Genomic DNA, 25683 nt, shown 5'->3' on the forward strand with positions numbered 1-25683 from the left:
GGGTTAATATGGTGTCGATGCTGAAATCTTTCGGCGATGGTTGCACCACGCCCGCTTCCAGTTTGGAAATGTCCAAGAGGGTGTTCAAAAGTTCTTTTAAAGAATCCAGGGAATTGCGGATCAATGTGATGATGCCCAGCTTGTCGGCATCCGTTTCTTTATTTTCCAAAGCGTAGACGAACAGGTTGAGCGCTTGCAGGGGTTGGCGTAAATCATGGCTGGCGGCGGCCAAAAACCGGGTTTTGGCAACCGATGCCTTTTCCGCTTCGTCGCGAGCATCCATCAACCCGGCTTCGCGCAAATGCAGGGTATCAACCAGATACTGAAGCGATTGCGCCATGTCGGTGATCTCATCATCGCCACTGGTATCGATTTGGACAAACGCACCTTCGGCGTGCGCCAGCATGGATTCACGCAGTGTGCCCAACCGGCGCAAGACGGTTCGGCTGACATACAGGAATGTCGCCACCGCAACCAAAGCGGAAACCAAGATGAACCCCATCATGGCCTGCAATGTAACGTCCATGGAACGACTGGTGTTGCGGTTGGTTTCGCTGATGACGTTGCGAATGTCTCTGGTGGCAAAGTCGGCGGCCGAAATAAACTGCTCGGCAATCGAACGTGCATTGCGCAGCGTCGCCTGAATTTGGTTGTAGGTGTCGATATCCAGTTTTTTGATATGAAACAGACCATTGCGCCCAAACATGATGGCATCCAGGCGCTGGAGAATGTCTTTTGCGTCGAATTGAACTTCGCTGGGCAAATAGGCGTTTTGGCCCCGCACGTCTTCAAGTTTTTGCGTTGCGCGCTGTTCAAGGGCAAAGAGCGGTGCGGTGTGCTTGAGACGTGTTGCGCGCATCAGCATGAAAACAACCGAATGAATAGAGACGTTCCATTGGCGCAAAGGTCCCGATGGCGCAATCGTGCCATCGGGCAAGTTGGTGCCAAATTGGACCGCCACCAAGTCCTCTTGCAGGTGAGTCATTTCGGTGTCGATTTCGGCCAAGCGTTCACCGTAGACAATGCGGTTTTCGGTTAGGGTGTTGAGAGAGTTGTAGGTAGAAAACAATTCCTCTTTGAGGGCGAGAAGCTCTTGCTTGCGGTTGCCCGAGAGATTTTGCGCAGAAATACGGTTGATGATTTCTTCCAACCACGCGGCATCGTCTTTGACTTGTCCGATCAGATTGAGGCGCGTCCACGTGGTGGGGGAAATGATCAGGCTGGCCCCGCGGCCCGCGACGCTCATGGACAGCTGACTGATTTGCGCGGTATCTTCGAGGGTCGGCAACTCAGAGTTGGTGAGGTTGTCGTAATCGGATTGAAATCGATTGAGCGCAACAATCGAGGCTCCGCCCGCAATAATGGCCGTTAAGGTGATGAAGCCAAGTGCCAGAAACAGTTTGGTCGAAATGGCAGATTGTGGGCTGGAAGCGGGCTGAGCGCGTTTGTCGGGGGAAGATGTGCGCACGGCTTGCGTATCGACCATGATGATTGATCCTTTGGGGAAATATGCCCCAAGTCTTTAAAGACCTTTGAAGACCCTTGGAAGCCTTCGACCATTTGGATAGTATGCCCTATCAGTACGTGAGACGATACGAAAACTCAACTTAATCGAATGCCTCTTTGGGGCCGGCGTCAAATACGTTAGCGGAGCATAACTTTGAAACGTTCACGATTTTCACGAGCCCTCCCCATGGCTTTCCCCGTTGCCCTGTTGGTGATGATGATGGTGGTGACATCCAGCGGCGTTGTTCAGGCGGCTTCAACCATTGAGACGGTGAAAAACCGAGGGTTTGTTTTGTGTGGGGTCACGGATCGCGTTCCGGGGTTCTCTCTGCACGAAGCCGACGGTTCGTGGTCAGGGTTTTTTGTCGATTTTTGCCGTGCCGCCGGAGCCGCCGTTTTGGGCAATGCGGATGCCGTGCAGATTGAAAGCTACTGGCTGGATGCTTTGGAAGGCCGTGAGGTCGACATTTTGCATGCAGGATCGACGTGGACACTCGTGCGCGATACCACCCGCATGATCGACTTTCCCGGCATTTATTTTTATGACGGGCAAGGTTTCATCCTTCATTCCAATTTGGGCGTGAAATCTTTGAAGGACGCTATGACGACGAAAGACCTTAAGGTTTGCGCCATTGGGCCATCGTCTACGGCGCGCGCAAACTTGGAAGAATTCATCGCCAACACCGGCGTGACCTGGACATTGGTGCCCATTCAGACCATGGACGGGATGTGGCGCGCCTTCTTTGGTGGGCGCTGCGACATGGCCATTCATGACCGCTCTGCCTTAGTCGCCGTGCATGCGGGGCGTTTGGATGACAGTGATGATTATGTCGTTTTGCCGGAAGTGATCTCTAAGGAACCCTTGGCCCCGGCGGTGCGCTCCGACGATGTACAGTGGCGCGATCTGATTTTTTGGGTGACGATGGCAACCATTGCAGCGGAAGACTTGGGCGTGAACCAAGATAATGTGGACGATATGTTGGCTCATTCCACGTCACCTGAAGTGCGACGCTTGTTGGGGGCCGACCCGGGTATTGGTGTCGGTTTTGGCTTAAGCGATGACTGGGCCTATCAGGTGATCAAGCAACTGGGCAATTACGGTGAAATTTTTGCCCGCAACCTCGGTCCCAAAACTCAGTTTAAGATGTCGCGGGGCCTCAATCAGCTGTGGCGCGATGGCGGGTTGCTTTACGCGCCGCCGGTCCGTTGAGCGTGTTGATACAAATCAGTGGGTATGAATCAGGAAACAGGCTGGAAATTTTGGGTTGATCGTGGCGGCACCTTTACCGATGTGGTGGCCGGGCAACCTGACGGGTCCATTTCAACCCTTAAGCTTCTGAGTGAAAATCCGGAACACTATGAGGATGCCGCCGTCGAAGGGGTCCGCCGTTTGATGGGTGTCGCACCGGGCCTACCCATTCCCAGCGCCGACATCGAACACATCAAGATGGGCACCACGGTGGCCACCAATGCTTTGTTGGAACGCAAAGGCGAACGCACGGCGCTGGTGATCACCCAAGGCTTTGGCGACGCCCTGCGGATCGGTTATCAAAACCGCCCGCGTTTGTTCGATCTCAATATCCAATTGCCCGACTTGATGTATGAACGCGTACTCGAAGCGCGTGAACGGGTTACGGCTTTGGGCGAGGTCATCTGTCCGCTTGATGAACAGGCCTTGCAGTCGGATTTGCAAATGGCCTTCGACGCGGGCATTCGCGCTTTGGCCATTGTGTTCATGCACGGTTATCGCTACACAGATCATGAACGCCGCGCCGCCCAAATGGCCGGGGCCGTTGGCTTTACGCAAATCTCCGTCAGTCATGACGTCAGCCCTTTGATGAAGCTGGTGTCGCGGGGCGACACCACCGTGGTCGATGCGTATCTGTCGCCGATCTTGCGCCGTTACATCGATCGGGTGCACGGGGAATTATCAGACACTCGTTTGATGTTTATGCAATCCAACGGGGGGCTCACCGACGCCGATTTGTTTCAGGGCAAAGACAGCATTTTGTCCGGTCCGGCCGGTGGCGTGGTGGGCATGGCCCAAACCGCCAGGCAGGCTGGGTTCGACAAGGTGATCGGTTTTGACATGGGCGGCACGTCCACCGACGTCAGCCACTTCGACGGCGCATTTGAACGCGTGTTTGAAACCCAAGTTGCCGGCGTGCGCATGCGCGCGCCGATGTTGCACATTCACACCGTGGCGGCGGGCGGCGGTTCAATTTTGCATTTTGACGGGGCGCGGTTTCGGGTCGGCCCCGACAGTGCCGGCGCGAACCCGGGTCCGGCATGTTATCGCCGCGGCGGCCCATTGGCGGTGACCGACTGCAATGTGCTTTTGGGTAAAATTCAGCCCGCTCATTTCCCTCATGTGTTTGGACCGAATGCCGACCAGCCCTTGGATGTGGAGGGCGTGCGCACAAAGTTTGCAGAGCTGGCTGCCGACGTTGAGCACGCCACCGGGGAGCCCATGAGCGTTGAGCGCATTGCGGAGGGTTTTTTGGGCATTGCGGTGGAGAACATGTCCAATGCGATCAAAAAAATATCGGTTGAGCGCGGTTATGACGTGACCGAATACGCGCTGAATTGTTTCGGCGGCGCGGCGGCTCAGCATGCGTGCTTGGTGGCGGATGCGTTGGCGATGGAAACCATCCTCATTCACCCCTTTGCAGGCGTTCTGTCTGCCTACGGGATGGGCTTGGCGGATTTTACGGCGTTGCGCGAACGTGCGGTCGAAAAACCCTTGAGCGTTGAGGCTATGACCAATTTGCAAAGCCTGTTGGCGGATTTGGGAGCTGAGGCGCGGGCAGAACTGGGCGCGCAAAAGATTCCGTCAGAGCGCATCCACGTGAACGAAAAACTGTTGTTGCGTTATGTGGGCAGCGATACCGCTTTGGACATCGCGTTTGCGCCTTTCGACCAAGTGGTGCGCGACTTCGAAGATCATCATAAGCGGCGCTTCGGTTTCGTTCAGCCGGGACGCGGTTTGATCGTCGAAGCCGTAGCGGTGCAAGCGGTGGGGCGTGACGGCGAGGAAGCCTCGGCCGTGCGCGACCGCCCAGACGATCACGTCAAGCCCGCGTGCGTCGAGACCATAACCCTCACCAGTGCAGGTGTGCGCTGTGAGGCGCCGGTGTTTAACGGTGGTGATTTTGCCCCCGGCGACGACCTGCTGGGGCCGGCGTTGATTTGTGATGCCAACACGACCGTGATGGTGGAAGCGGGATGGCAAGCGCGGATGAACGCCCAGGGCAGTTTTGTGCTGACCCGTCACACGGCGCGCGCCAAACGCCAAAGCATCGGCACCGATGCCGATCCGGTCATGTTGGAAATCTTCAACAATTTGTTCATGTCCATCGCCGAACAAATGGGCGCGACGCTGGCCAACACGGCGCATTCGGTGAACATCAAAGAACGCCTGGATTTTTCGTGCGCTGTATTTGATGGCGACGGCAACTTGGTGGCCAACGCGCCGCACATGCCGGTGCATTTGGGCAGCATGGGCGAAAGCGTAAAAAGCATCATGTCGGGGCGGCGTGCGGGGCATTTGGGAAGCATGCGTCCAGGCGACGTGTTCGCCACCAATGCGCCCTACAACGGCGGCACCCATTTGCCGGACGTCACGTTGGTGACACCGGTGTTTTTGGCTGAAGAGATCTTGTTTTATGTGGCCTCAAGGGGCCATCACGCCGACATCGGCGGCATTTCGCCCGGGTCCATGCCGCCCAATTCGACCTCTGTCGAAGAAGAAGGCGTGTTGATCGACAACGTCAAAATCGTCGATCAAGGAGCCTTTTTAGAGGCAGACGTGCGGGCTCTTTTGGCCTCAGGCCCTTGGCCTGCACGCAATATTGATCAGAACATGTCTGATCTGGGTGCGCAAATTGCGGCCAACGAAAAAGGCATAGCGGAGCTGTTGCGCATGACCGCGCACTTCGGTTTGGACGTGGTGCGCGCTTATATGGGCCATGTCCAAGACAACGCCGAAGAAAGTGTGCGCCGGGTTTTGGATGTATTACACGATGGTGCGTTTGTTTATGAATTGGACAATGGGGCAGAAATCCACGTCGCCGTGCGCATTGATAAGGGTGTGCGTCGAGCTTTGGTGGACTTCACCGGCACATCGGCAGAGCTGGCCAGCAACTTCAACGCCCCGTTCCCGGTGTGCCGGGCGGCGGTCCTGTACGTGTTTCGCACCCTGGTGAACGATGATATTCCGCTCAATGCGGGATGCCTGAAGCCCATCGACATCATCGCGCCCGATGGCTGCATGCTCAATCCGCTTTATCCTGCCGCCGTGGTGGCGGGCAATGTGGAAACCAGCCAGTGCGTCACGGATGCCCTCTATGGTGCGTTAGGCCAAGTGGCGGCGGCGCAGGGCACCATGAACAATTTCACATTTGGTGATGAGGCCCTTCAATATTACGAAACCATTTGTGGCGGCGCGGGTGCGGGAGCAGATTTTGACGGCCAAAGTGCGGTGCAAACGCACATGACCAATTCCCGCCTGACCGATCCGGAAGTTCTGGAATGGCGCTATCCGGTGTTGGTGGATGGGTTTTTCATTCGCACAGGCTCAGGCGGCGCGGGTCGCCACCGGGGCGGCGACGGGGTGGTGCGGCGGATCAAGTTTCTCAAAGCCATGCGGGCGGGGATTTTGTCCAATCACCGGCGCATTGCGCCCTTTGGTCTGAACGGTGGAAACCCCGGAAAAGTGGGCGTGAATTGCATTGAACGCGCGGATGGCCGGGTTGAAGATTTGGGCCCAACGGCGTCAGCGGATATGCAGCCCGGCGACGTATTTGTCATCAAAACGCCGGGAGGTGGCGGTTTTGGGGCGTCTTAGCTTGTTTTAGGGTGATTTTCAGGGGGGGAAATGAATCCCTAAAAAGCGCCATGAAAGCGGTTGACAGAGGGGCTCTCACACCGTACTTTCCGCGTCCACAGGGGTCATGTCGGCTCCGCACGTGTTTAAGGAATATCGCCATGAAGGTTCGCAACTCGCTTAAGTCCGCGAAAAATCGTGACAAGAATTGCGTTGTCGTGCGTCGTAAAGGCCGCGTCTACGTGATCAACAAGCGTAACCCGCGTTTCAAAGCACGTCAGGGCTGATTTTCGGCGGCAGCGCTTCGGCGCTCCCCAATCAAAACTGGTTGTCGTGTCTTGAGCAAACCGCGTCTCGGCCCTTTTATCAGGCTGGCGCGGTTTTGCGTTGTCTAGGCCTTAGGGCAAAAGCCATATTCAGCACATATTGTGAGATTATAAGGGCATGTGAGGCCGGCTTAGGTTGTTCGCAGGCTTTTTACGTACGTCTGCGTTTGAGAATCGGGAGCTTTTTGCTGATAATCTGAGGTCAGCGTGTTGTTTTGTATGGCCCTTTAGGGGGCTAGGCGACTACACTCTATGCTCCTGTTTTGCATGCGTGCGATAATCTCCACTTTTACAGTTCAATTGGGGTGATGTGATTTTGGCGAAGAAATTTTTGATAGGCGTCCTTGTTGTTGTGGCTTTGTTGGCGGGGGTTGCCATCATTGGCCCGAGCTTTATCGATTCGAACGCGCTGAAGCAGCAGGCCACGGCCCAAGTGCGCGCCGCCACCGGTCGCGACTTAACCATCGACGGTGATCTGCAAATCAGCATTTTTCCCTCTCCGACACTAACTGCCAATTCGGTTACGCTCACCAATGCAGCGGGTGCGGCGGAAGACAACATGGTGAGTTTGAAGGCCGTCGAAGTGCGGGTCGCCTTGATGCCGTTGTTGTCCGGGAAGGTGCAAGTCGAACGCATTCGCTTGGTGGGCGCGGTGGTCAACATTGAAAAATTTGCCGACGGGCGCACCAATCTTGAATTTCAGCCCCAACCCCAAACGCAAACGCAGAGCAAAACCGGGCAAACTTCATTGTCTGTGCCACAAGTCTCTGAAACCGCAGAGAACACCGATTCCAGTAAAGCCAGTGGGGCAGGCGAGGCGGGTATGGACATCCGCTTGGACAACTTTGAACTTGTTGATTCCCGCCTCATCTATCGCGACGATACAGTGGGAACAGTAGAACGGATTGATGACATTGACGCCATGTTGCGTGCGGTATCCCTCAACGGTCCGTTTGAAGCCAAGGGTCAAGCCCGCGTTCGCGGCGTGCCGCTGGCATTTGAAGTGTCGCTTGGGCAAATCATCAAAGAACGCACGGTGCCCGTCAACGCCGTCGTAAATGCCCCCGGCGGCGCGCGCGCGCAAGTGACGGGCGCGGTTTTGAATTTGGAATCCACGCCGCGTTTTCGCGGTAAAATCAAAGTGCAGGGCGAAAACTTAGCCCAGCTATTGAACGCGGCTCTCGGCGCGCCGTCGACTCCGGCCCTGCTTGGTCAAACGTTCGCCCTTGATAGTGCTATCGATGCTTCCGCTGCCGATGTGGGTTTGAGCGAACTTGAAATCCAATTGGGAAAATCCCGTGTTACCGGAAGTGTCCAGGCCGCGCTGTCTGAGGGTGTTTCGTTTGACGTTAAGTTGAAGTCGGCTCTCATCGATGTGGACGAGATGCTGAAAATGGCCGCGTCAGAAACAAAGAACGCGCCAAGCGCTCAAGGGGCCACCCCTTCGTCCGCTTCTGTGGCGACTGCACCTGCGGACGCCAGCAAAGACGCACCGGCACCCGCAAAGCCCCAGCCGTTTGCTTTTCCAAGTGACCTGCGCGGCACGGTTCAAGTGACGGTCGATGCCGTGGCCGTCAATGGTGGATTGGTGAACGATGTGCGGTTGGTGGCTGAATTGGCGGATGGTGAATTGGCGTTGAGCCAATTTCAAGCCATGGCTCCTGGCGTCACCGAAGTGGGCGTGTTCGGTTTTGCCCGACCCAAAGAGGGCGTGTTGCGTTTTGAAGGCGACGTTGACGTCACGTGTGCCGACCCGTCGTCTTTGACCGCATGGCTGGGCGTTAAACTGCCCTCAGGCGTTGCCGAGCGGGTGAAGCGCGTGACTTATAAAAGTAAAGTTACGGCCGATGCCAAGCAGGTGGTGGTCAGCGGGTTGAACGTCACGGCGGACAAATCGACCTTGACCGGCGGTGTGACCTTGGCGTTGCGCAAACGTCTGTCGTTCGGTGCCGATTTGGCCCTCAACGAGATCAATTTGGACACCTATTTGAACGGCGGCACTCACCCCAGTGCAGCGCCTGCTGAGGGGGCGTCTAAACAGGCTTCGGGGGCGAAAGCCAGTCCAGCTGCATCTTCGACGATGGCACAAGATGTGGCGGACATGGCCGACGCTTGGAACGCTCTTTCTGCGCTGAACGACTTTGATGCCAACTTGAAAGTCCGTGTCGGGACTTTGGTTCAAGACGGCAAAACGCTGAAAAATTTGAGCTTGGATGGCACCTTGTATGCGGGTGCGCTGACGTTGCGGTCTTTGCAACTCGGAGATTTCCAAGGGGCCAGCGCCAACCTATCGGGCACGTTTACCAGCTTCGGTAAGATCCCCGAAATGGCGAAGGTCAAAGTCACCGCCAAGGTCAAAGATGCGCAGAAATTGGCCGCAGATTTCGGTGCGGCGGGCTTGCCCAAAGGTCTGAAAGCCGTGGCCTTGAATGCCACGGCGGAAGGCTCCGTGTTGAAGCCCCGGTTTGAGGCCCAGGTGAACGCCCTGGAAGGCGACTTTGGCGCCAAGGGCAGTTTCTCGGTTCTGCCCATCGCTTTTGGCTTTGATGGAACCGTCAGCGCCAAGCACCCGAACTTAGACACGCTTTTGAATGCCCTTGATGTGGGCTTTAACCCTGCGGGGCCGTTGGGCGCGTTGGATCTGAAGGCGCAACTGACGACCGATGGCAAAACCCATAAGTTGACACAGTTGAAAAGCACTCTTGGCGGAACGGCTATTAATGGCGACATTTTGGCCAACACGGGGGGCGAAAAGCCTCAAGTGACGGCGAACTTGCAAACCGGAGTTTTGGCGCTGGATCGCTTTTTGCCGAAAGCCCAGGGCAAGGCCCAGTTGGACCAACCCATGAGCAAGGTTGCTTCCAAATGGGGCAAACGTCCTGAAGTTTCAAATGTTATTTTTGCCGCGTTTGATAACGACCAATTGGCGGCCGCTTCCGCCAAGGTCAATGAACGGTGGTCGCGTGAACGCTTTGATTTGAGCGCACTCAACATGCTCGATGGCGATTTTTCGCTGATGTCCGAAGCCATTCAGTTTGGCGACTATGCACTGACCAGCGCGGACATTCATGCCACTGTCAAAGACGGGGTGATGACGGCGGACAAAATTAAAGGTGCTGTGTTTGGCGGACCTTTAAACGGTTCCGCCACCGTGCGCGCCAGCGGAACACCGACGGTAACGTCGAACATCAAGCTTGATGCCCTTAAGGTCCGCGAAGCGGTCCAAGCCGTCGCAAAACAAGATTTGGCATCGGGAAACCTGTCGATGAACATGGCCTTTAAGGCCACTGGTTTGAGCCCCGCCGATTTGGTTGGTTCCTTAGGTGGTACGGGCAGTCTCAACATCAGCCAGTTGGACGTGAAAAAAGGCGGTAAAGGTTCGGCCTTGTCCGGCGTGCTGGGTCTGGTTGCCGCCATGAACCAGTTGTCTTTGGGCAGTAAAACAGGCAATGGACTCGCCGATTTGGCGTTGTCCTTTGATGTTCAAGACGGCGTTGCCACTGCGCATGAGATGAAGCTCACGTCCGCCATGGGTAATGGCACCGGGGCGGGAACCGTTGATATCGCAGGTTGGGGTATTGATGTTGCGGGCAACATGACGGTTGAACCCAATTTGGTCACCAGCTTGCTGTCCAAGGGCCGTGTTGGTCGCCAGCAGTTGCCGTTCGCGCTCAAGGGTGCGCTGGACAATCCCGCCGTCAACTTAGGTCTCAACAAAGCTTCAACGGGCTCTGACGCAGGTGCTCCTCAACAAAAGCTCGATCCCTTGCGCAGCTTGCTGCAAAATGCATTGCCGGGGGCCAAGGCGCCGCAACAAGATAGCGTCGTAAATCCCCAGCAACCCGATGGTACCCTTGTACCGCCGCCACCAGCAGCAGATTTGGCTCCGGCACCAAAGCCCCAAAAGCCCTCGGCCCAGGATTTGATTCAGAAGTTGATGAAGGGGCTTTAGCCTTTAAGGTGAGTGAGCACGAACACCCTGAGCGCGCTGGAAAGATTGGTGGTGCGCAGGTGGTCGATTTCCGTCACCAGCTTGTTGATGGACTGACCCCGCGCTTTGGCAATGGTCATCAACTCATCCCAAAAGGCATCTTCCAACGACACGCTGGTTTGGTGGCCGTTCAAAAGCAAAGAGTGCTTGCGCATTTGGTACGCGGGCGCTGAAAAATTGTCGTCCATGGGCTCGCCTTCTAGAATCAAATCAAGTTATCGTAAATCATCAACACCGCCACGGCGATGAGCAAAATCCCGGTTGAATGGGTGATCAGTTTATAGGTGCGATCGTTTTTGAGCCAGCGCCGCACCACTTCGGCGGCGAACGCTAAGGGCGCTTGCCACAAAATGTTGATGACAATCAGCCCCAACGACAGGGCGATCAATTGCACGGTCACGTCGTCTCTCGACCGATCGATGAAGTTGGGGAACAGGGCCAAAAACAGCAAGATGACTTTGGGGTTGAGCAAATTGCAAAACACCGCGTCGCGAAAGGCTTTGGTCATGGACACCGGGGGCTTGCCCGTAGCCCCCACATGCAACAAGCCATGGGGGCGAAAACTCTGTACGCCGATCCAGCCGATATATGCCGCCCCCGCCAGCGCTACGGCCTTAAACATAATGGGGTTGGAAGCAATCAGCACGGAAATGCCAAAGATCGCCAGCAGGGTATGCCCGACCAAGCCCACTTGCACGCCCAACACCGTCGCCAGCCCAACATTGCGCCCCGAACTCAACGCATAGCGCAAGATGATCAGCGTATCGGGTCCCGGCGTCAAAACGATCACCGATGCGGTCAGCATGAAGGCTGAATAAGTCGCTAAATCTACGGGGAACGCCATAACGCGATGTCCTAAGCCTCAGAGACGTCGAGCTTAAAGCGCGCGGACAAACACGTCCATGGCTTCGATGGCTTCGGCCCAGTTCTGGGCTTCGCTACGACCTGATTTTTTGCGCGGCTTAAAACCGTGGTCGCCGTCTTCCAACCACTGCACCCGAATGGTTTTGGACAAGGGAAAGCTCGGCACTTGATCAATGGTGCCAAAGGTGTCGCGGGTGCCTTGCAAAATCAGGGTCGGCGTTTTTAAAGTCCGCAAATGCGCCATGCGGCCCTCAGCTTTTTCCGGCTTGCCCGGCGGGTGAAACGGATAGCCCAGACAAATGACGCCTTTCACCGGATGGCCCTCAGTTTCCAGTTCAGATGCCACCATCGACGCCATGCGCCCGCCCATGGATTTACCTGAAATGACCAGGTTTTCACGGCCCAAATGATCAATCACGGCGCGCCAAGTGTCCAGCAAAATGGGCGCGCGATTGGGCGGACGTTTTTTGTCATCCACCCGGCGCCCAGCCATGTAGGGAAATTCAAACCGCACACAGCGCAAGCCACGCGCCGCCAGACCTTGGGCAAACGTTGTCATAAATGCTGTATCCATGGGTGCGCCCGCACCATGTGCCAAGGCAATGGTTACGGGCGCATCATGGGGACCGTCGATGAGAAGTTCAGGCAGATCCATCGCTCAGCCGGAATCTTGACCGTTGATTTCCAGGCCGTGCTTTTTGATGTCTTCGAAGAAATCGTTGCCTTTGTCGTCAACTATGATGAAGGCGGGGAAGTCGACGATGTCGATTTTCCAGATGGCTTCCATGCCCAGTTCTGGGTATTCAATGCATTCGATATGTTTAATAGACTCAAAGGCCAGTTCCGCCGCCGCACCGCCGATGGAGCCGAGATAAAAGCCGCCGTGTTTTTTGCACGCGTCGGTCACGGCTTGGGAGCGGTTGCCCTTGGCCAGCATGACCAAAGATCCGCCCGCTTCTTGAAACTGATCGACATAGCTGTCCATGCGCCCGGCCGTGGTGGGGCCGAAGGAACCCGACGCATAGCCTTCCGGCGTTTTGGCGGGACCGGCGTAATAGACCGGGTGGTTTTTGATGTAATCGGGCAAGCCTTGCCCGGCATCTAAACGTTCTTTGAGCTTGGCGTGGGCCAAGTCGCGTCCGACGATCAGTGATCCGGTCAACTTGATGCGGGTTTTGATCGGGTACTGGCTCAACTGGGCACGGATTTGATCCATGGGTTGGTTCAAATCAATGCTCACCACATCGTCGGAGAGATTTTTTTCGGTGATTTCGGGCAGATACTTGGCGGGGTCCGTTTCCAGCTTCTCCAAGAAAATGCCTTCAGCCGTAATCTTGCCGAGAATTTGACGATCCGCCGAGCATGACACGCCGATGCCCACCGGACACGATGCGCCATGGCGGGGCAGGCGAATGACCCGCACATCGTGGCAGAAGTACTTGCCGCCGAACTGCGCGCCGATGCCGAGGTTTTGCGTCATCTTCAGAATTTCGGCTTCCATCTCCAAGTCGCGGAAGGCTTGGCCATAGGCGTTGCCTTGGGTCGGCAAGCCATCCAAATAATGCGCGGACGCCATCTTGACGGTCTTCAAGTTCAGTTCAGCCGACAATCCACCGATGACCACGGCCAAGTGATAGGGCGGACAGGCTGCGGTGCCGAGCGTCGCGATTTCGGCTTTTAAAAATTCGGCCATGGATTTGGGGTTGAGCAAGGCCGCGGTTTTTTGATGCAGGAAGGTCTTGTTGGCCGACCCGCCGCCCTTGGCCATGAACATGAATTTGTAGCTACCGCCGGGCACCGCGCCGATGTCGATTTGGGCGGGCAGGTTGGTGCCGGTGCCGACTTCTTTGAACATCGAAAGCGGCGCCATCTGGCTGTAGCGCAAATTGTTTTCCGCATAGGCCTTCATCACGCCTTCGGAAAGGGCGGCTTCGTCCTGTCCGCCGGTCCATACGTTTTCGCCCTTTTTGCCCATGATGATGGCGGTGCCGGTGTCCTGACACATGGGCAGCACGCCACCGGCGGAGATGTTGGCGTTTTTCAAAAGCTCCATGGCGACAAAGCGGTCATTGGCGGAGGCTTCCGGGTCTTTGAGGATAGATGCCAATTGTTTCAAGTGCGCGGGGCGCAGCAGGTGCGAGGTGTCGCGCATCGCGGTCGAGGCCAGCAGGCTCAGGCCTTCGGGCTCGATCTCCAAAATGGTGCGCCCAGAAACGGTGTGGGTGGAAACAAATTCCTTGGTCAGCAGGCGATATTCGGTTTCGTCCGGGCCAAAAGAAAAAAGTTCATGAAAAGCAGGTTCGTTCATCACAAAAAGTCTCTCAACTGGGGAGGTTGGAACAGACTTAATATGTAAAGCGCCTAAGGCCGTTAGGCCAGGAGATTGTTATTTTTTGCGAAAGGCGTCCAGCGTGATCACTTCGCCGGTTTTGGGCTCGTCATCATCATCGCCGCCAATGCTGCTGCCACGGTCATCTTGGTTGGTGCGGTTGCGGGTTTCTTCAAAATATTCAAGATGCTGGGTGTCGTAGTCGTCTTCGGAACCCTCAAAATCGTCTTCGTCTTCTTCGTCAAGCGGCAACATTTTCAGCTGCAAGGCAAAATTCACCGACGGGTCGGCAAATGAAATAACCGATTCATAAGGAATCACCAAATTTTCCGACTTTCCCCCAAAACTGAGGGTGACGGAAAAGGCATCGTCACCAGCCATCAGATTTTCATACTGATATTGCAACACAATGGTCATGTCATTGGGGTGCTGTGCGCGCAGACGCGGCGGGATCACAACGCCCGGGTCTTGCGATAAAAATGAAATGTAAAAGTGATGGTCGCCGGGCAGGCCATGTTCTGCGACGTGGGCAATGGTTTTTTTGATGACGCTGCGCAGCGCCTCTTCGACCCATATATCGTAGCGAAGTGTTTCGTCGCTCATAAATGCCTGTTCCGTTTGTTTGGCCTCTGGTCGCAAATGGTGGTCACAAGCGGGCCTTTGTTGGTGGGCACCAAAGCTCGGTGCTGGATAAGTGGGGGGCTTCTGTTGCCAGGTGCCCCCCGAACCCCGTGGTTGCTTAGCTGTTAAGCGGCAACCGCAAATGCTTCGTTGTTATCGTTAGCATTTGTAAAAGTAGCCCGATACGGTGGTACAATGCCGGGCGAAAGTCAGTCCTTTACCACGCTCGTCGATCCTATTTCGCCCCCTGAACAGCCAGCGCTTAAGCTTATAAAGCGCTGGCTCGAATTGGTGGAGGCGCCGGGTACCGCCCCCGGGTCCGAAACGATTATTCCGAAAAACGTTTATCGCCATAGTCGGTTGCCCGACAAATTAAATATAGGCTTCTCAGCGTCCGATTGCAAAGGTCTGAGTGTACGATTACCGATTAACGCAAAATATTGAGCGTTTTTGGCGTTTATACTACATGTGGTGTCTTGAAACGTTTGAGAACCTGAATTTCGTGGTAAGATGTTGGCGTCGAATCGCGGGGGCGACAACGTAGTCCATTCACAGACAAAGCATGAGGGGGCCGCATTTCCATGGCGGACATCTTTATCGTTGACGATCAGGGGCCGGAAGCAACGGCCATGTTGCAAGCGTTGTATTCTCGCTCCGGTGAAAGTGCGCGCACCCATCTCGAGATGGTGCAGAAACGCGGTTCAGCGAAGTTTATGGAAAGTTATTACGTCGGTTACGGCCATGCCTCCATCGGCGATTGCGGCACCACCACGCTGTTTATCGAAGGTTTGTCGATTTTGGCGTGTAAAGCGGTGCAGGACAATCCGTTGTACAGCGGTCAAGAAAGCTCGACCCGCTACATCGATTTTTCCAAACAGCCCATCATTGACCCCATTTCCACGCCCCAAAGCAAAGCGGTGTTGGAGGCCTGGATGGACTTTTACCTTAGCGCTCTCGATCCTTTGGAGGCTTATCTCAAAGACCGCTTCCCGCTCGGCGAAGGTGAAAAGGAACGGGTGTGGGACACCGCCATCAAGGCCCGTGGGTTCGATATATTGCGGGGCTTTTTGCCCGCAGGCATTACGTCACAGCTGGCGTGGACCACCAATTTGCGCCAAGCCGCAGACAAACTGCATTTGTTGCGCCATCACCCCCTGCGCGAGGTGCAAGAAGTTGCAGAAGGCTGCTTGGCCGAACTGCGCCAAAGCTACCCCAGCAGCTTTGGCCACAAGGATTATCCCCAAACCGAGGCCTATCTGGCCAAAACGGCCTTTAAGACCAATTATTTGGACAGTCGCTTTTTCGCCACAGACGAGCCCGATTTGAGCTTCTCCAGCACCGTTGATGATGGCCTCTTGCAAGCTCAGGAAGGCGACGTGATTGCGGGCCGCCCGCCGCGTACCAATTTGCCGCGCTATCTGGATGGTTACGGCCAGTATACCTGCACGTTCGATTTGGATTATGGCTCGTACAGGGATTTACAGCGCCACCGCAACGGCATTTGCCGCATTCCGCTGCTCACCGGCGAGCGGGGCTTTCATGACTGGTATTTGGATGAGCTGCCCGAGCCGCTGGCCGGTCAGGCGCGCGCCCTGGTTGAAACTCAGTTCAAAGCGATTGACGCTTTGGATGCACGTACTGAAGATAAGCAATACCTCTATCCCTTGGGGGCCAAGGTGCGTTGCCAGACGGTCTACACTTTGCCGCAGATGATTTATGTCATTGAACTGCGCTCGCAAAACACCGTGCATTCAACGCTGCGCGACGTAATGCACTGGATGGACGGTGAAATGCGCAAGCGTCACCCCGAACTAACCCTGCATACGGACTTGGAACCGTCAAAATTTGACGTCAAACGGGGCACCCAAACCATCACCAAGCGGGCCTAAGCACCTGTTTTTTCGAGGTTAAGGTCATCGGTGTGGCCTTAAATATCCCTAGCCATCAGATGGGGATTGTGTTTTTGTGCATATCAGGTCAATTTTAGACTATAAATAAACCTGAACGCGAGGCGGGGTATAACGCGCCCATTGTTCATGCAGAGGGGCTTGGTCTGTGAATTCTCAGCATAAATTGTTTTCGGCAGAGCGTCGCTTGATGAAAGAGCGCGGTGAAACCATTCCGGCATATGCGCCCGCACCTGCGTCCTCTGTTGCAACCGAAGAGGTTTTGCGCGCCATTGCCGAGGTTAAGACCATGATCGAGGGCTTGAGTCTTGAGACCAGGCAAGGCCTTGCCGCCACAGCCTCTGCCCCCAGCGGCGACGTTGGACCGGAAATGTCCGTGTTGCGCGGTCAGTTGCATGACTTAAAATCATCGATTGATAAAACCAAGGCTGAAATTGCCGCCATTCATAAACCCGGCCAAACCGAAGATAAATTTATCACGGCGGCCATGGAACTCAGCGCCATCGTCGAAGCGACGGAAGAAGCCACCAACAATATTCTGGGTGCGGCGGAAGACATTGATGAACTGACCCAGTCCATCCGCGAACGCATTGATGACGTGAAATCTCACGAACATCTGCAAACCATGTCCAATTTGGTCATTCGTATTTATGAAAACTGCAACTTCCAAGACATCACCGGGCAGCGCACCGGCAAGGTGGTGAAAACCATCAATTATTTGGAAGAACGCATCCTCACCATGATCAGCATCTGGGGGGAAGAGGACTTCGAAGGCATTGAACTTTCTGCCGATGCGCGCAGCGAAGACGAAAAACTGCTGGAAGGACCGCAACTCGACGGGGCGGGTATTTCACAGGACGATATCGATTCCTTGTTTGACTGATTGACGTCCAGTCACGTGTCTGGGGGAGCGCTCAATATGTTTTTGGGTCCTCCCGTTTATACTCCGAAATAAAAAACATGATTTTTATTTCTAATTGTGTCTATCATGTGCCGGGATTTGGGAGGTTTTATGTCGATTCGTACTTTTTCCGCACTGCGGACATCTTCTTTTCGGGGCTCACTGGCGAAAAGCGTTGTCTTTTCGGGTGTTGTTTTCAGCATCGCTTTGGGACCTGTCAGTGCCCAGGCTGAGGCTTGTATGGACGCAGCAGCACGCACCGCGTTAGAAATGCGGGTTCTGCAAAGCGAATTGATGGTTGCCGCTCTCACTTGTGGACAACGACCCAGCTATAACGCATTTGTGACCACCTTTAAGCCCTATTTGATGCGTCAAGGTGGGCAACTCAAATCCTTCTTCGTAAAATCCTTCGGCCCTAAACAGGGGGCTGAGATGCTCAACAAGACCGTCACGCGTCTGGCCAATTCGGCTTCGCAAAACAGCCTTGCCGTATCGACCCAGATGTATTGTGACAGTGCCGCCGCGCGTTTTGCCGTGGCGCTGAAGAGCACCCCTCAAGATTTGGTGCTGTTGGCGCGAACCAATCCGGACGCGGCCAGCCATGGTTATAAAAGCTGCGTTGAAGTTGCCGATAGCAGCGTTGCCAATGACAAAGGCATTTCGCCCGAAGGCATGAACTAACTTTACGTCTCTTCGCCTCCTTTCATCTCTGTGAATATTTTGTGTCCACGTGGCCGATGTTTGTCGGCCCGCGTTTTATCATGCGTGATTGATGATTTGATGCGGTTCTGCTGTGCCTCAGGGCCTCATGGCCGTTATCCGCAGGTCAATGGGGACGTTCCAGAGGGGGCAATGAAAAAGCCGCCGCCCATGGGGGCGACGGCTTTTGGTATGTGTTGCGTAACGTTTGCCTTAGAGCGTTTGCTTTAGGGCAGAACGATTTCCACACGGCGGTTTTGCGGTTCGCGCACACCGTCATCGGTGGGCACCAGCTGGTCAGCCTCACCTTTAGAGATGACCTGGATGTCCGATTTGGTAAAGCCCAGGGCTTCAAACTGTGCCCGCACGGCATCACCGCGGCGCTGGGACAGCTTGAGGTTATACTTTGCTGAACCCGAGGTGTCCGTGTGTCCGGTCAATACCATGCGCACTTGGCCCATTGTGCCAGCGTTGGCAGCGGCGGTGCGGATGATCTCTGCGGCTTCCGGCGTGATGGCGGCTTTATCCCAATCAAAGAACACGATGTAGTTGCTGGGCAGGCGAGGGGCAGGTGCCGGAGCAGGTGCCGGGGCTGGTTCAGCCATGGCAACGGGCGTCACGGGGGCCGGCTGTGGTTGGGCTTTGGGTGCGCCGAAGTTCAGGCGCAAACCAACCATGATCGAATGGGTGTTCATGTCGAACGATGCTTTGTTGCCTGCAGCGGTGCGCATGCTTAAATCGCGGGTCGCGAAATACCGATAATCGGCGAACACATCCAAATTGTTTTGCAGTGCGTAGCTGACGCCGGCGATGGCTTGTCCAGCCAGCACGTTATCGGAGTCATTGATGGATGACGTGCCAAAAGGCGAAGCGTTGTCCATTTCCACGCGCGCACCACCAACACCCAAGCCTAAGTAAGGGGTCAACTTGGAATTGGTGTTAAAATCGTACAACACGTTGCCCATCAAGCTGGTGGCAGAAAGGTGGCCGGAAGCATTTGTGCCCGACACGCTGTCCAGTCCGGCGGAGCGGCGCGACAGTTCGACTTCCGAGCGCCACGGGCTGGCGTAATCATAACCCAATGCCAACGCGCCCAAGTAGCCGTTGTCAAACTTAACGCTCCGGCTTGCGGTGTCGGTTACGGAGGTGGACGGAACGTCCAGCAAACCGACGGCGCCGCTGACATAGAGCCCCGCGTCTTGTGCAACTGCGGATTGGAGCGTCAGAGCAACAACGGCAGCAGAAATGAAGGCGGACTTAAAATGAATCGACATTGTTTTCCTCGGAAGGTTCTAAACGTGTGCGTATGTGTTTGCACCACAAGTTGTATGGCTTCATACGAATCAAAGTAGATTGTGCGGATAATACGTTAGTTTTATACCGTTTGCTACGACTTAATGGGGTAAAGCATAAAAATAAAGGCGCTCCTAAAAGAGCGCCTTTATTTAAATTGTGCGGTGCAGCATTATTTTATTGTTATTGCACGATTTTTGGCATTTTTGCCGCTTTGGCGTCGCGTTTCTCGCAGGCTTTGGTCCACATGATTTCGGCGATTTTCGTATATGCCTTTGCATGTTCGCTGGCGGGATTTTGGTCGACAATTGGATGACCGCCGTCGGACGTCTCGCGAATAACGATGTCGAGGGGAATTTCGCCCAAGAAATCAACCTGCAGCAAGTCGGCTTCATCCTTGGCGCCACCATGGCTGAACACATCGGTGCGCTCGCCACAATGGGGGCATTTGAAGTAACTCATGTTTTCAATGATGCCCAGAACCGGAACATCCACCTGACGGAACATGTTGAGACCCTTGCGAGCATCCAACAAGGCGATGTCTTGTGGTGTGGAGACGATGACGGCACCGGTCAGCGGAACTTGCTGAGCAATGGTCAACTGCACGTCACCGGTGCCCGGCGGCATATCGATCATCAGAACATCCAGATCGCCCCAATTGACGTCACGCATCATTTGAATCAAAGCCGTTTGCGCCATCGGGCCGCGCCAGATGACCGGGGTTTCTTCTTCGACCAAGAAGCCCATGGACATACATTTGATGCCGTGAGCTTCCATCGGGTCAAGACGGCTGCCATCCGATGAGCTGGGTTCGCCTTTGATGCCCAGCATGCGCGGCATGGAGGGGCCGTAGATATCTGCATCCAACAGGCCGACTTTGAGGCCCATATCGCGCAGCGCCAGTGCTAAATTGACTGTTGTGGTCGATTTGCCCACGCCGCCCTTGCCGGACGCCACAGCGATGATGGCTTTTACGCCAGGCATCAACGGGCCTTCGGGGGCCTGCTTCGGGCCACCATGTTGATGACCGCCACCCTGTGAGGATGCACCACTGGCTTGACCGCCTTCATTTTCAGCCGTCAAAACGACCGTCGCCGACAAAACGCCGTCCATGGCATGGACTTTTTCTTCGGCCTCTTTGCGGATCGGTTCGGCGCTGGCGCCAACGGAAGGGGGAACAACAATAGCAAAAATGACATGGCCGTCTTGGACTTGCAGTCCCTGAACCATGCCTTTTTCAACAATATTTTTATCGCCGTCCATGACGGTGGCGAGAATTTTGAGTATTTCTTCTTCATTAATGTACGACATGCTTGAAATCTCCGAAAACGAGCAGATATCCTTGGGGCAGGCGAGCTTGCAGGGCGAGTTTGCCCTGCGCAGCGGGTTGCGTGCCCCAATGGGCTGGCCTATAAGCGTTACGACCCCTGATATAGGGTGTCGTATTAGAAAATCAAAATATAAATGGCGTGTGCGGACAAAACAGTGTTCGAACGGGTCATTTAAAACCAGATTTGAAGGAAGCATAGCGTATGGCATGGAAACCTCAAGGCGGCGGTGGACCATGGGGCGGCGGCGGCGGTAACGGCGGCGGACCCTGGGGCGGCGGCGGTGGATCATCTGGCGGCGGCAATCAACCCCCCGATATTGAAGAAATGCTGCGCCGTTCGCAGGATAGTTTTAAGAATTTTATGCCGGGAGGCTTCGGTTCCGGCCGGGCGGTTATGCTGGCTGTTTTGGCAATTTTTGTTTTGTGGCTGGGCAGCGGGACGTATCGCGTTGATGCCGGTCATCAAGGCGTCGTGCTGCTGTTTGGCAAGCATGTATCCAGCGAGAACCCGGGTCTGCATTGGTATTTTCCGGCCCCCATCGGTTCGGTTCTCACCCCCAACGTCGAAGCCGTTCGGCGTATTGACGTCGGTTTTCGAGGTGCTGGAGAAGCCGCGGCAGCGTTTGGTCGTGTTGCGACAAATGGCCGGGATGTCTTGGAAGAAAGCTTGATGCTGACCCAAGACCAAAACATCATCGATGTGGACTTTACGGTGCAGTGGAAGGTCAAGGATGCGGCACAGTATCTGTTTAACATTCGCGATCCGGAAGTAACCGTCAAGTTGGCCGCAGAAAGTGCAATGCGTGAAATCATCGGCCAGACCGATCTTGAAAAAGCATTGACCAGCGATCGTGAATTGGTCGCGGACGGCACACGTATCTTGTTGCAGGAAATTTTGGACCGTTACAATTCGGGTATCATGATTATCCAGGTGCAATTGCTGAAAGGCGATCCTCCCGCACAGGTTATCGAGGCTTTCAATGACGTGCAATCGGCGCGCCAAGATTTGGATCGTTTGAAGAACGAAGCCCAGTCTTACGCCAACAAAATCCTCCCCACCGCAGAAGGCCAAGCCGCAAAAATGGTTCAGCAGGCCGAAGCGTATAAGGAACAGGTCACCAAGGAGGCCGATGGTGAAGCCAAGCGTTTCTTGTCGGTTTACGCCAGCTATAAAGTGGCGAAAGACGTGACCACCCAACGCCTGTATCTCGAAGCCATGGAAGATATTTTGAAACATTCCAACAAGGTTATTTTGGATAAAAATGGTGGCGGTGTGGTGCCTTATCTGGCTTTGCCGGAATTACAAAAGCAATCGGGAGGCCAGAAATGAGCAAGACATTTACAGTCATACTCGGCGTTCTCGTTTTGATTGTCGGCGTTATCGCGTCTTCCGCTCTGTTCACGGTTTCGCAAACCGAACAAGCGTTGGTCATGCAATTTGGTAAACCCAAGTCAACCATCCGCGAACCGGGCCTGAACGTCAAAATTCCGTTCATTCAGAATGTGGTTTACTTCGACAACCGGGTTCTGGATCTTGATCCGCCTGCGGGTCAAGTGATTTTGGCGGATCAAAAGCGCATCAACGTGGACGCTTTTGCCCGCTATCGCATCACCGATCCGCTACGTTTTTTCCAAGCGTTGCGCACGGAAACGGCATTTCGCGATCAAGTGGGACGCATTTTGAATTCCAGCGTGCGTAACTCCATGGCGCGTAATTCGTTGAGTGAATTGCTGTCGGAAAAACGCAATGACATCATGAACGAAATCAAAGCGCGTGTGGCTGCTGAAACCAAGGACTATGGCATCGAAATTGTCGACGTGCGCATCGGACGGACCGATCTGCCGCCGGAAATTTCGCAAAACGTCTACAACCGTATGCGTTCTGAGCGTGTCAAAGAAGCCAACCAACTGCGTGCGGATGGTGGCAAAGCCAAATTGACCATCGAATCCCAAGCGGATCGTAAACGCACCGTGATCATCGCCGAAGCCGAGCGTCTCTCGCAAATCCTCCGCGGTGAAGGCGACGCGCTGCGCAACCAAGTGCTGGGTGAGGCCTATAGCCAAGACCCGGAATTCTTCGCGTTTTATCGGTCTATGACCGCTTATCGGGAAGCCTTGGCGGGCGGCGACACCAATTTGGTGCTGTCACCCAACAGCGATTTCTTTCGCTTCTTCGGCGATCAAACCGGCAAGAAGTAAAGCACGCGCATAGACAAAAACAACGATGGCCCGTTCCTCTCCAGGGGCGGGCCACTGTTTTTTAAGGCCGGTTTTTAAGGCCGGATTTGGTTGACGGAGATCAGGTGTTGAGCAGCTTAAGATGAGCAATTTACTGGCGGCTTTTGGGCTGATGTTGGTGATAGAAGGGGCGCTTTATGCGCTGTTTCCTGATTTCATGCGCCGCGCCATCGTGGCCATGATGAGCCTGAATGAAATGCAAATTCGCATCAGTGCTGTCCTCACGGCGGTGGTGGGACTGTTTTTGGTGTGGTTGGCGCAATTGTGACGGTAAAAAAGGCGATATCTGACGGATTAGCAAAAAAAGTCGCAATATCAGCCGTCTTTCGCCATACTTCCTCCCAATTTCATACCTATATATTGATGCAAGCTTTCGGGACTTCTCCCGAACCTCATATTTATATGTGATCGAATTCAACGGAAGAAAATCAAAATGATGAACCTTTCAAAGTTGCCCGTTTTACGCCAATTGGCGTTTGTCTTTGTCATTGCGGTCATCGCAACTCTGCCCATTCATGCGCTTCAGGCCAAGGGCATGCCGGAAAGTTTTGCGGACTTGGCCGACAAGCTTTTGCCTGCGGTGGTCAACGTTTCCACCACCCAGGTGGTTGAGGGGAAGTCGGGCGTTCCGGATATGCCGCAATTCCCGCCGGGTTCACCGTTTGAAGATTTCTTCAAGGATTTTTTGGATCGCAACCAAAATGGACACCCGACACAAAAGCGCAAAGCCACGTCGCTGGGTTCGGGCTTCATCATCGATTATCGCAACAACGGCGATGCCTATGTGGTGACCAATAATCACGTCGTCGAAGGTGCCGATGAAGTTTCGGTTATTTTACAGGACGACACCCGTATGAAAGCCGAAATCGTCGGTCGGGATGCGAAGTCCGATCTGGCTGTTTTGAAGGTCCACACGGACCGCAAACTGCCTTCGGTCGGCTTTGGCGACAGCTCCGTCTCACGGGTTGGGGACTGGGTGGTGGCCATTGGCAACCCGTTCGGCCTGGGCGGCACGGTGACGGCGGGGATCATTTCCGCACGCGGTCGCGATATCAATGCGGGGCCGTATGATGACTTCATTCAGACCGATGCCTCGATCAACCGGGGGAACTCCGGTGGCCCGATGTTCAACATGGACGGTGAAGTTATCGGCATCAACACTGCCATTTATTCACCAAGCGGCGGCAGCGTCGGCATCGGTTTTGCCATTCCATCGAATGCCGCCCAAGCGGTGATCGAACAGTTGATCACAAACGGCCAAGTGAGCCGCGGCTGGTTGGGTGTGCATATTCAGGTGGTGACGGACCCTATTGCAGAAGCCCTGGGTCTGAAAAAAGCTGAAGGTGCCTTGGTCGCCAGCGTCATCGAAGACGGCCCGGCCGCGAAAGCTGGCGTCAAAGCACGTGACGTTATCTTGGAATTTGACGGCAAGCGGGTTACCGAAATGCGCAAGCTGCCGCGTATCGTTGCCTCAACGCCGGTGGAAAAGGCAGTTAGCCTCAAAGTCTGGCGCGATGGAGAAATGAAAACCCTGAGCGTGATGATCGGTCGTCTTGACGAGAAGGAAGTGGTGGCAAGTGCCACAACCAAACCCGAGGCCAAGTCGGAAGATCAAGCCCTGGCCGCATTGGGATTGACAGTTGCAGCCCCCAGCGCCGAAGTTTTGGGACGTTTTGAATTGCCCGATACGGTCGAAGGCTTGGTGATCACCGATGTGCTGGCTGACACATCAGCTTACGACGAAGGCATTCGCGCTGGCGACGTGCTCAGCGAAGTGAGCCAAGAAAAAGTCAAGACTCCCAGCGATGCGGTGCGCTTGATTGAAGCGGCCAAAAAAGAAGGTAAAAAATCCGTGTTGTTGCTGATCGAAAGCCAGTCCGGTTTTAGGTTCGTCGCCGTGAAGCTGCGCTAAGCTCGTTTGCTCACCTCAAAAGCAAAAGCCCCGCCATTATCGGCGGGGCTTTTTGCATCTGAATGGCGGAACCTTAAGGTGTTCCGTGATCAGAAGAAGGCCGCGTGGCAATGGCAAAATTGTTTTTGCCGCCTTCCTTTACGCCATACATGGCCTTGTCGGCGGCCTTGATCATCCCTTCGGCGGTGTCGCCGTGGTCGGGGTAGAGTGCAATGCCAATGCTGACGCCGACATGAGCCATGTGCCCATAGGTTTCAATCGGCTGCGACGCGACGGTTAATATTTTCTCGGCGATGGGGAAGGCGTCGTCGGCCGCGTTTAAATCGCTCAGCAGCAAGATAAATTCATCGCCGCCAAAGCGTGCAGCTGTGTCGTCATCGCGAATGCAGGCGGTCAGGCGGGCAGCCGTTACGCGCAGCACTTGGTCTCCGCAATCGTGTCCCAAAGTGTCGTTGATGGTTTTAAAACCATCGAGATCCAAAAACAGAACCGCGCACATATTGCGATTGCGTTTGGCGCGGGAAATGGCTTTTTCCAAACGATCCATCATCAGCGCCCTGTTGGGCAAATCGGTCAAACCGTCATGGGATGCGACGTGGCGCAGCGTTTCTTCGGCGCGACGACGCTCAGTCACCTCTTCTTGCAAAGCGTGGGTGCGTTCTTTGACGCGGTTTTCCAGATTTTCAATAGACTGGCGCAAGGCGGTCACGGCACGATTGTGGGCCGTGATGTCGCGCGCTTCGATCATGAACTTTTGTCCTCGACCGCTGTCCAAAATGGTCACGCCAATTTCCGCATCGATCTGGTTTTGGCTGAGATCGACAAAACGCACCGGGATCAAGATGTCTTCTTCGGCAATCAGTTCACGGATGTCGCCGGTGAGAATATCTTTGTAGTTGTCATGGAGAAAATGCGCCAAGTGATGGCCGACAACTTCGTCC

Annotated in this window: 20 protein-coding genes and 1 other RNA gene; 11 read left to right on the forward strand and 10 right to left on the reverse strand. The window is 54.9% G+C overall.

Annotation, left to right across the window (positions count from 1 at the left end; all coding sequences use genetic code 11):
• A partial coding sequence (locus tag BEN30_RS06475) for an ATP-binding protein (protein WP_139134889.1) occupies positions 1-1486 on the reverse strand: 1486 nt, incomplete at its 3' end.
• A 207-nt stretch (positions 1487-1693) separates the two neighbouring features.
• Between BEN30_RS06475 and BEN30_RS06480 the strand changes: the two genes are divergently transcribed.
• The 4 genes from BEN30_RS06480 (at position 1694) to BEN30_RS06495 (ending at position 10609) form a co-directional block, all read left to right on the forward strand.
• Positions 1694-2716: an amino acid ABC transporter substrate-binding protein gene (locus BEN30_RS06480; RefSeq protein WP_084005156.1), complete on the forward strand. Its 1023-nt coding sequence runs from the start codon at positions 1694-1696 to the stop codon at positions 2714-2716.
• 24 nt (positions 2717-2740) lie between these two features.
• Positions 2741-6352 (forward strand): hydantoinase B/oxoprolinase family protein, encoded by a 3612-nt coding sequence (locus BEN30_RS06485; RefSeq protein WP_069957532.1) that lies wholly within the window; start codon positions 2741-2743, stop codon positions 6350-6352.
• A gap of 140 nt (positions 6353-6492) precedes the next feature.
• Entirely contained in the window at positions 6493-6618 is a 126-nt protein-coding gene (gene ykgO, locus BEN30_RS06490) for a type B 50S ribosomal protein L36 (protein ID WP_069957533.1), read from the forward strand.
• Between the two features lie 355 nt (positions 6619-6973).
• Positions 6974-10609: an AsmA family protein gene (locus BEN30_RS06495; protein ID WP_170826981.1), complete on the forward strand. Its 3636-nt coding sequence runs from the start codon at positions 6974-6976 to the stop codon at positions 10607-10609.
• Here the strand turns inward: BEN30_RS06495 and BEN30_RS06500 are convergent.
• The 6 genes from BEN30_RS06500 to ssrA all read right to left on the reverse strand — a co-directional run bounded on the left by BEN30_RS06500 (position 10606) and on the right by ssrA (position 14870).
• Entirely contained in the window at positions 10606-10836 is a 231-nt protein-coding gene (locus BEN30_RS06500) for a ribbon-helix-helix domain-containing protein (RefSeq protein ID WP_245649004.1), read from the reverse strand. The two genes, BEN30_RS06495 and BEN30_RS06500, sit on opposite strands and share 4 nt — an antisense overlap.
• A 17-nt stretch (positions 10837-10853) precedes the next feature.
• Positions 10854-11492 carry a LysE family translocator gene (locus BEN30_RS06505; protein ID WP_084005158.1) on the reverse strand — a complete coding sequence of 213 codons (639 nt, stop codon included), beginning with the start codon at positions 11490-11492 and terminating at the stop codon, positions 10854-10856.
• Between the two features lie 33 nt (positions 11493-11525).
• On the reverse strand, positions 11526-12167 hold the full coding sequence (locus tag BEN30_RS06510; RefSeq protein WP_069957536.1) for an alpha/beta fold hydrolase: 642 nt from the start codon (positions 12165-12167) through the stop codon (positions 11526-11528).
• 3 nt (positions 12168-12170) lie between these two features.
• Positions 12171-13820 carry a fumarate hydratase gene (locus tag BEN30_RS06515; RefSeq protein ID WP_069957537.1) on the reverse strand — a complete coding sequence of 550 codons (1650 nt, stop codon included), beginning with the start codon at positions 13818-13820 and terminating at the stop codon, positions 12171-12173.
• 78 nt (positions 13821-13898) lie between these two features.
• Entirely contained in the window at positions 13899-14444 is a 546-nt protein-coding gene (locus tag BEN30_RS06520) for an SspB family protein (RefSeq protein WP_069957538.1), read from the reverse strand.
• A 90-nt stretch (positions 14445-14534) separates the two neighbouring features.
• Positions 14535-14870: a transfer-messenger RNA gene (gene ssrA / locus BEN30_RS06525) on the reverse strand.
• Between the two features lie 173 nt (positions 14871-15043).
• Between ssrA and BEN30_RS06530 the strand changes: the two genes are divergently transcribed.
• From BEN30_RS06530 to BEN30_RS06540, 3 genes are all read left to right on the forward strand, one after another.
• Positions 15044-16351, forward strand: coding sequence for an FAD-dependent thymidylate synthase (locus BEN30_RS06530; RefSeq protein ID WP_069957539.1), 1308 nt, complete (start codon positions 15044-15046; stop codon positions 16349-16351).
• Between the two features lie 166 nt (positions 16352-16517).
• On the forward strand, positions 16518-17252 hold the full coding sequence (locus BEN30_RS06535) for a protein phosphatase CheZ (RefSeq protein ID WP_069957540.1): 735 nt from the start codon (positions 16518-16520) through the stop codon (positions 17250-17252).
• Positions 17253-17381: 129 nt separating this feature from the next.
• Positions 17382-17951 (forward strand): hypothetical protein, encoded by a 570-nt coding sequence (locus tag BEN30_RS06540; RefSeq protein WP_139134890.1) that lies wholly within the window; start codon positions 17382-17384, stop codon positions 17949-17951.
• Positions 17952-18196: 245 nt separating this feature from the next.
• Here BEN30_RS06540 and BEN30_RS06545 read toward each other — a convergent pair whose 3' ends face one another.
• Both BEN30_RS06545 and BEN30_RS06550 read right to left on the reverse strand, forming a co-directional pair.
• Positions 18197-19243 (reverse strand): OmpA family protein, encoded by a 1047-nt coding sequence (locus BEN30_RS06545; protein WP_069957542.1) that lies wholly within the window; start codon positions 19241-19243, stop codon positions 18197-18199.
• A 202-nt stretch (positions 19244-19445) separates the two neighbouring features.
• Positions 19446-20573 (reverse strand): Mrp/NBP35 family ATP-binding protein, encoded by a 1128-nt coding sequence (locus BEN30_RS06550; protein ID WP_069957543.1) that lies wholly within the window; start codon positions 20571-20573, stop codon positions 19446-19448.
• 221 nt (positions 20574-20794) lie between these two features.
• On the opposite strand from BEN30_RS06550, the gene hflK reads away from it, so the two are divergent.
• The 4 genes from hflK to BEN30_RS06570 all read left to right on the forward strand — a co-directional run bounded on the left by hflK (position 20795) and on the right by BEN30_RS06570 (position 24742).
• Complete coding sequence (hflK, locus tag BEN30_RS06555; RefSeq protein ID WP_069957544.1) at positions 20795-21922, forward strand: FtsH protease activity modulator HflK; 1128 nt, start codon at positions 20795-20797, stop codon at positions 21920-21922.
• Positions 21919-22791: a protease modulator HflC gene (gene hflC / locus BEN30_RS06560; RefSeq protein ID WP_069957545.1), complete on the forward strand. Its 873-nt coding sequence runs from the start codon at positions 21919-21921 to the stop codon at positions 22789-22791. The genes hflK and hflC overlap by 4 nt, the downstream gene beginning before the upstream one ends.
• A 121-nt stretch (positions 22792-22912) precedes the next feature.
• A complete protein-coding gene (locus BEN30_RS06565) occupies positions 22913-23098 on the forward strand; it encodes a DUF2065 domain-containing protein (protein ID WP_069957546.1) in 186 nt (61 codons plus the stop codon).
• Between the two features lie 165 nt (positions 23099-23263).
• Positions 23264-24742, forward strand: coding sequence for a DegQ family serine endoprotease (locus BEN30_RS06570; RefSeq protein ID WP_069957547.1), 1479 nt, complete (start codon positions 23264-23266; stop codon positions 24740-24742).
• Between the two features lie 73 nt (positions 24743-24815).
• On the opposite strand, the gene BEN30_RS06575 is transcribed toward BEN30_RS06570, so the two are convergent.
• A partial coding sequence (locus BEN30_RS06575) for a GGDEF domain-containing protein (RefSeq protein WP_139134891.1) occupies positions 24816-25683 on the reverse strand: 868 nt, incomplete at its 5' end.

This window comes from Magnetovibrio blakemorei (assembly GCF_001746755.1).
Lineage (GTDB): Bacteria > Pseudomonadota > Alphaproteobacteria > Rhodospirillales > Magnetovibrionaceae > Magnetovibrio > Magnetovibrio blakemorei.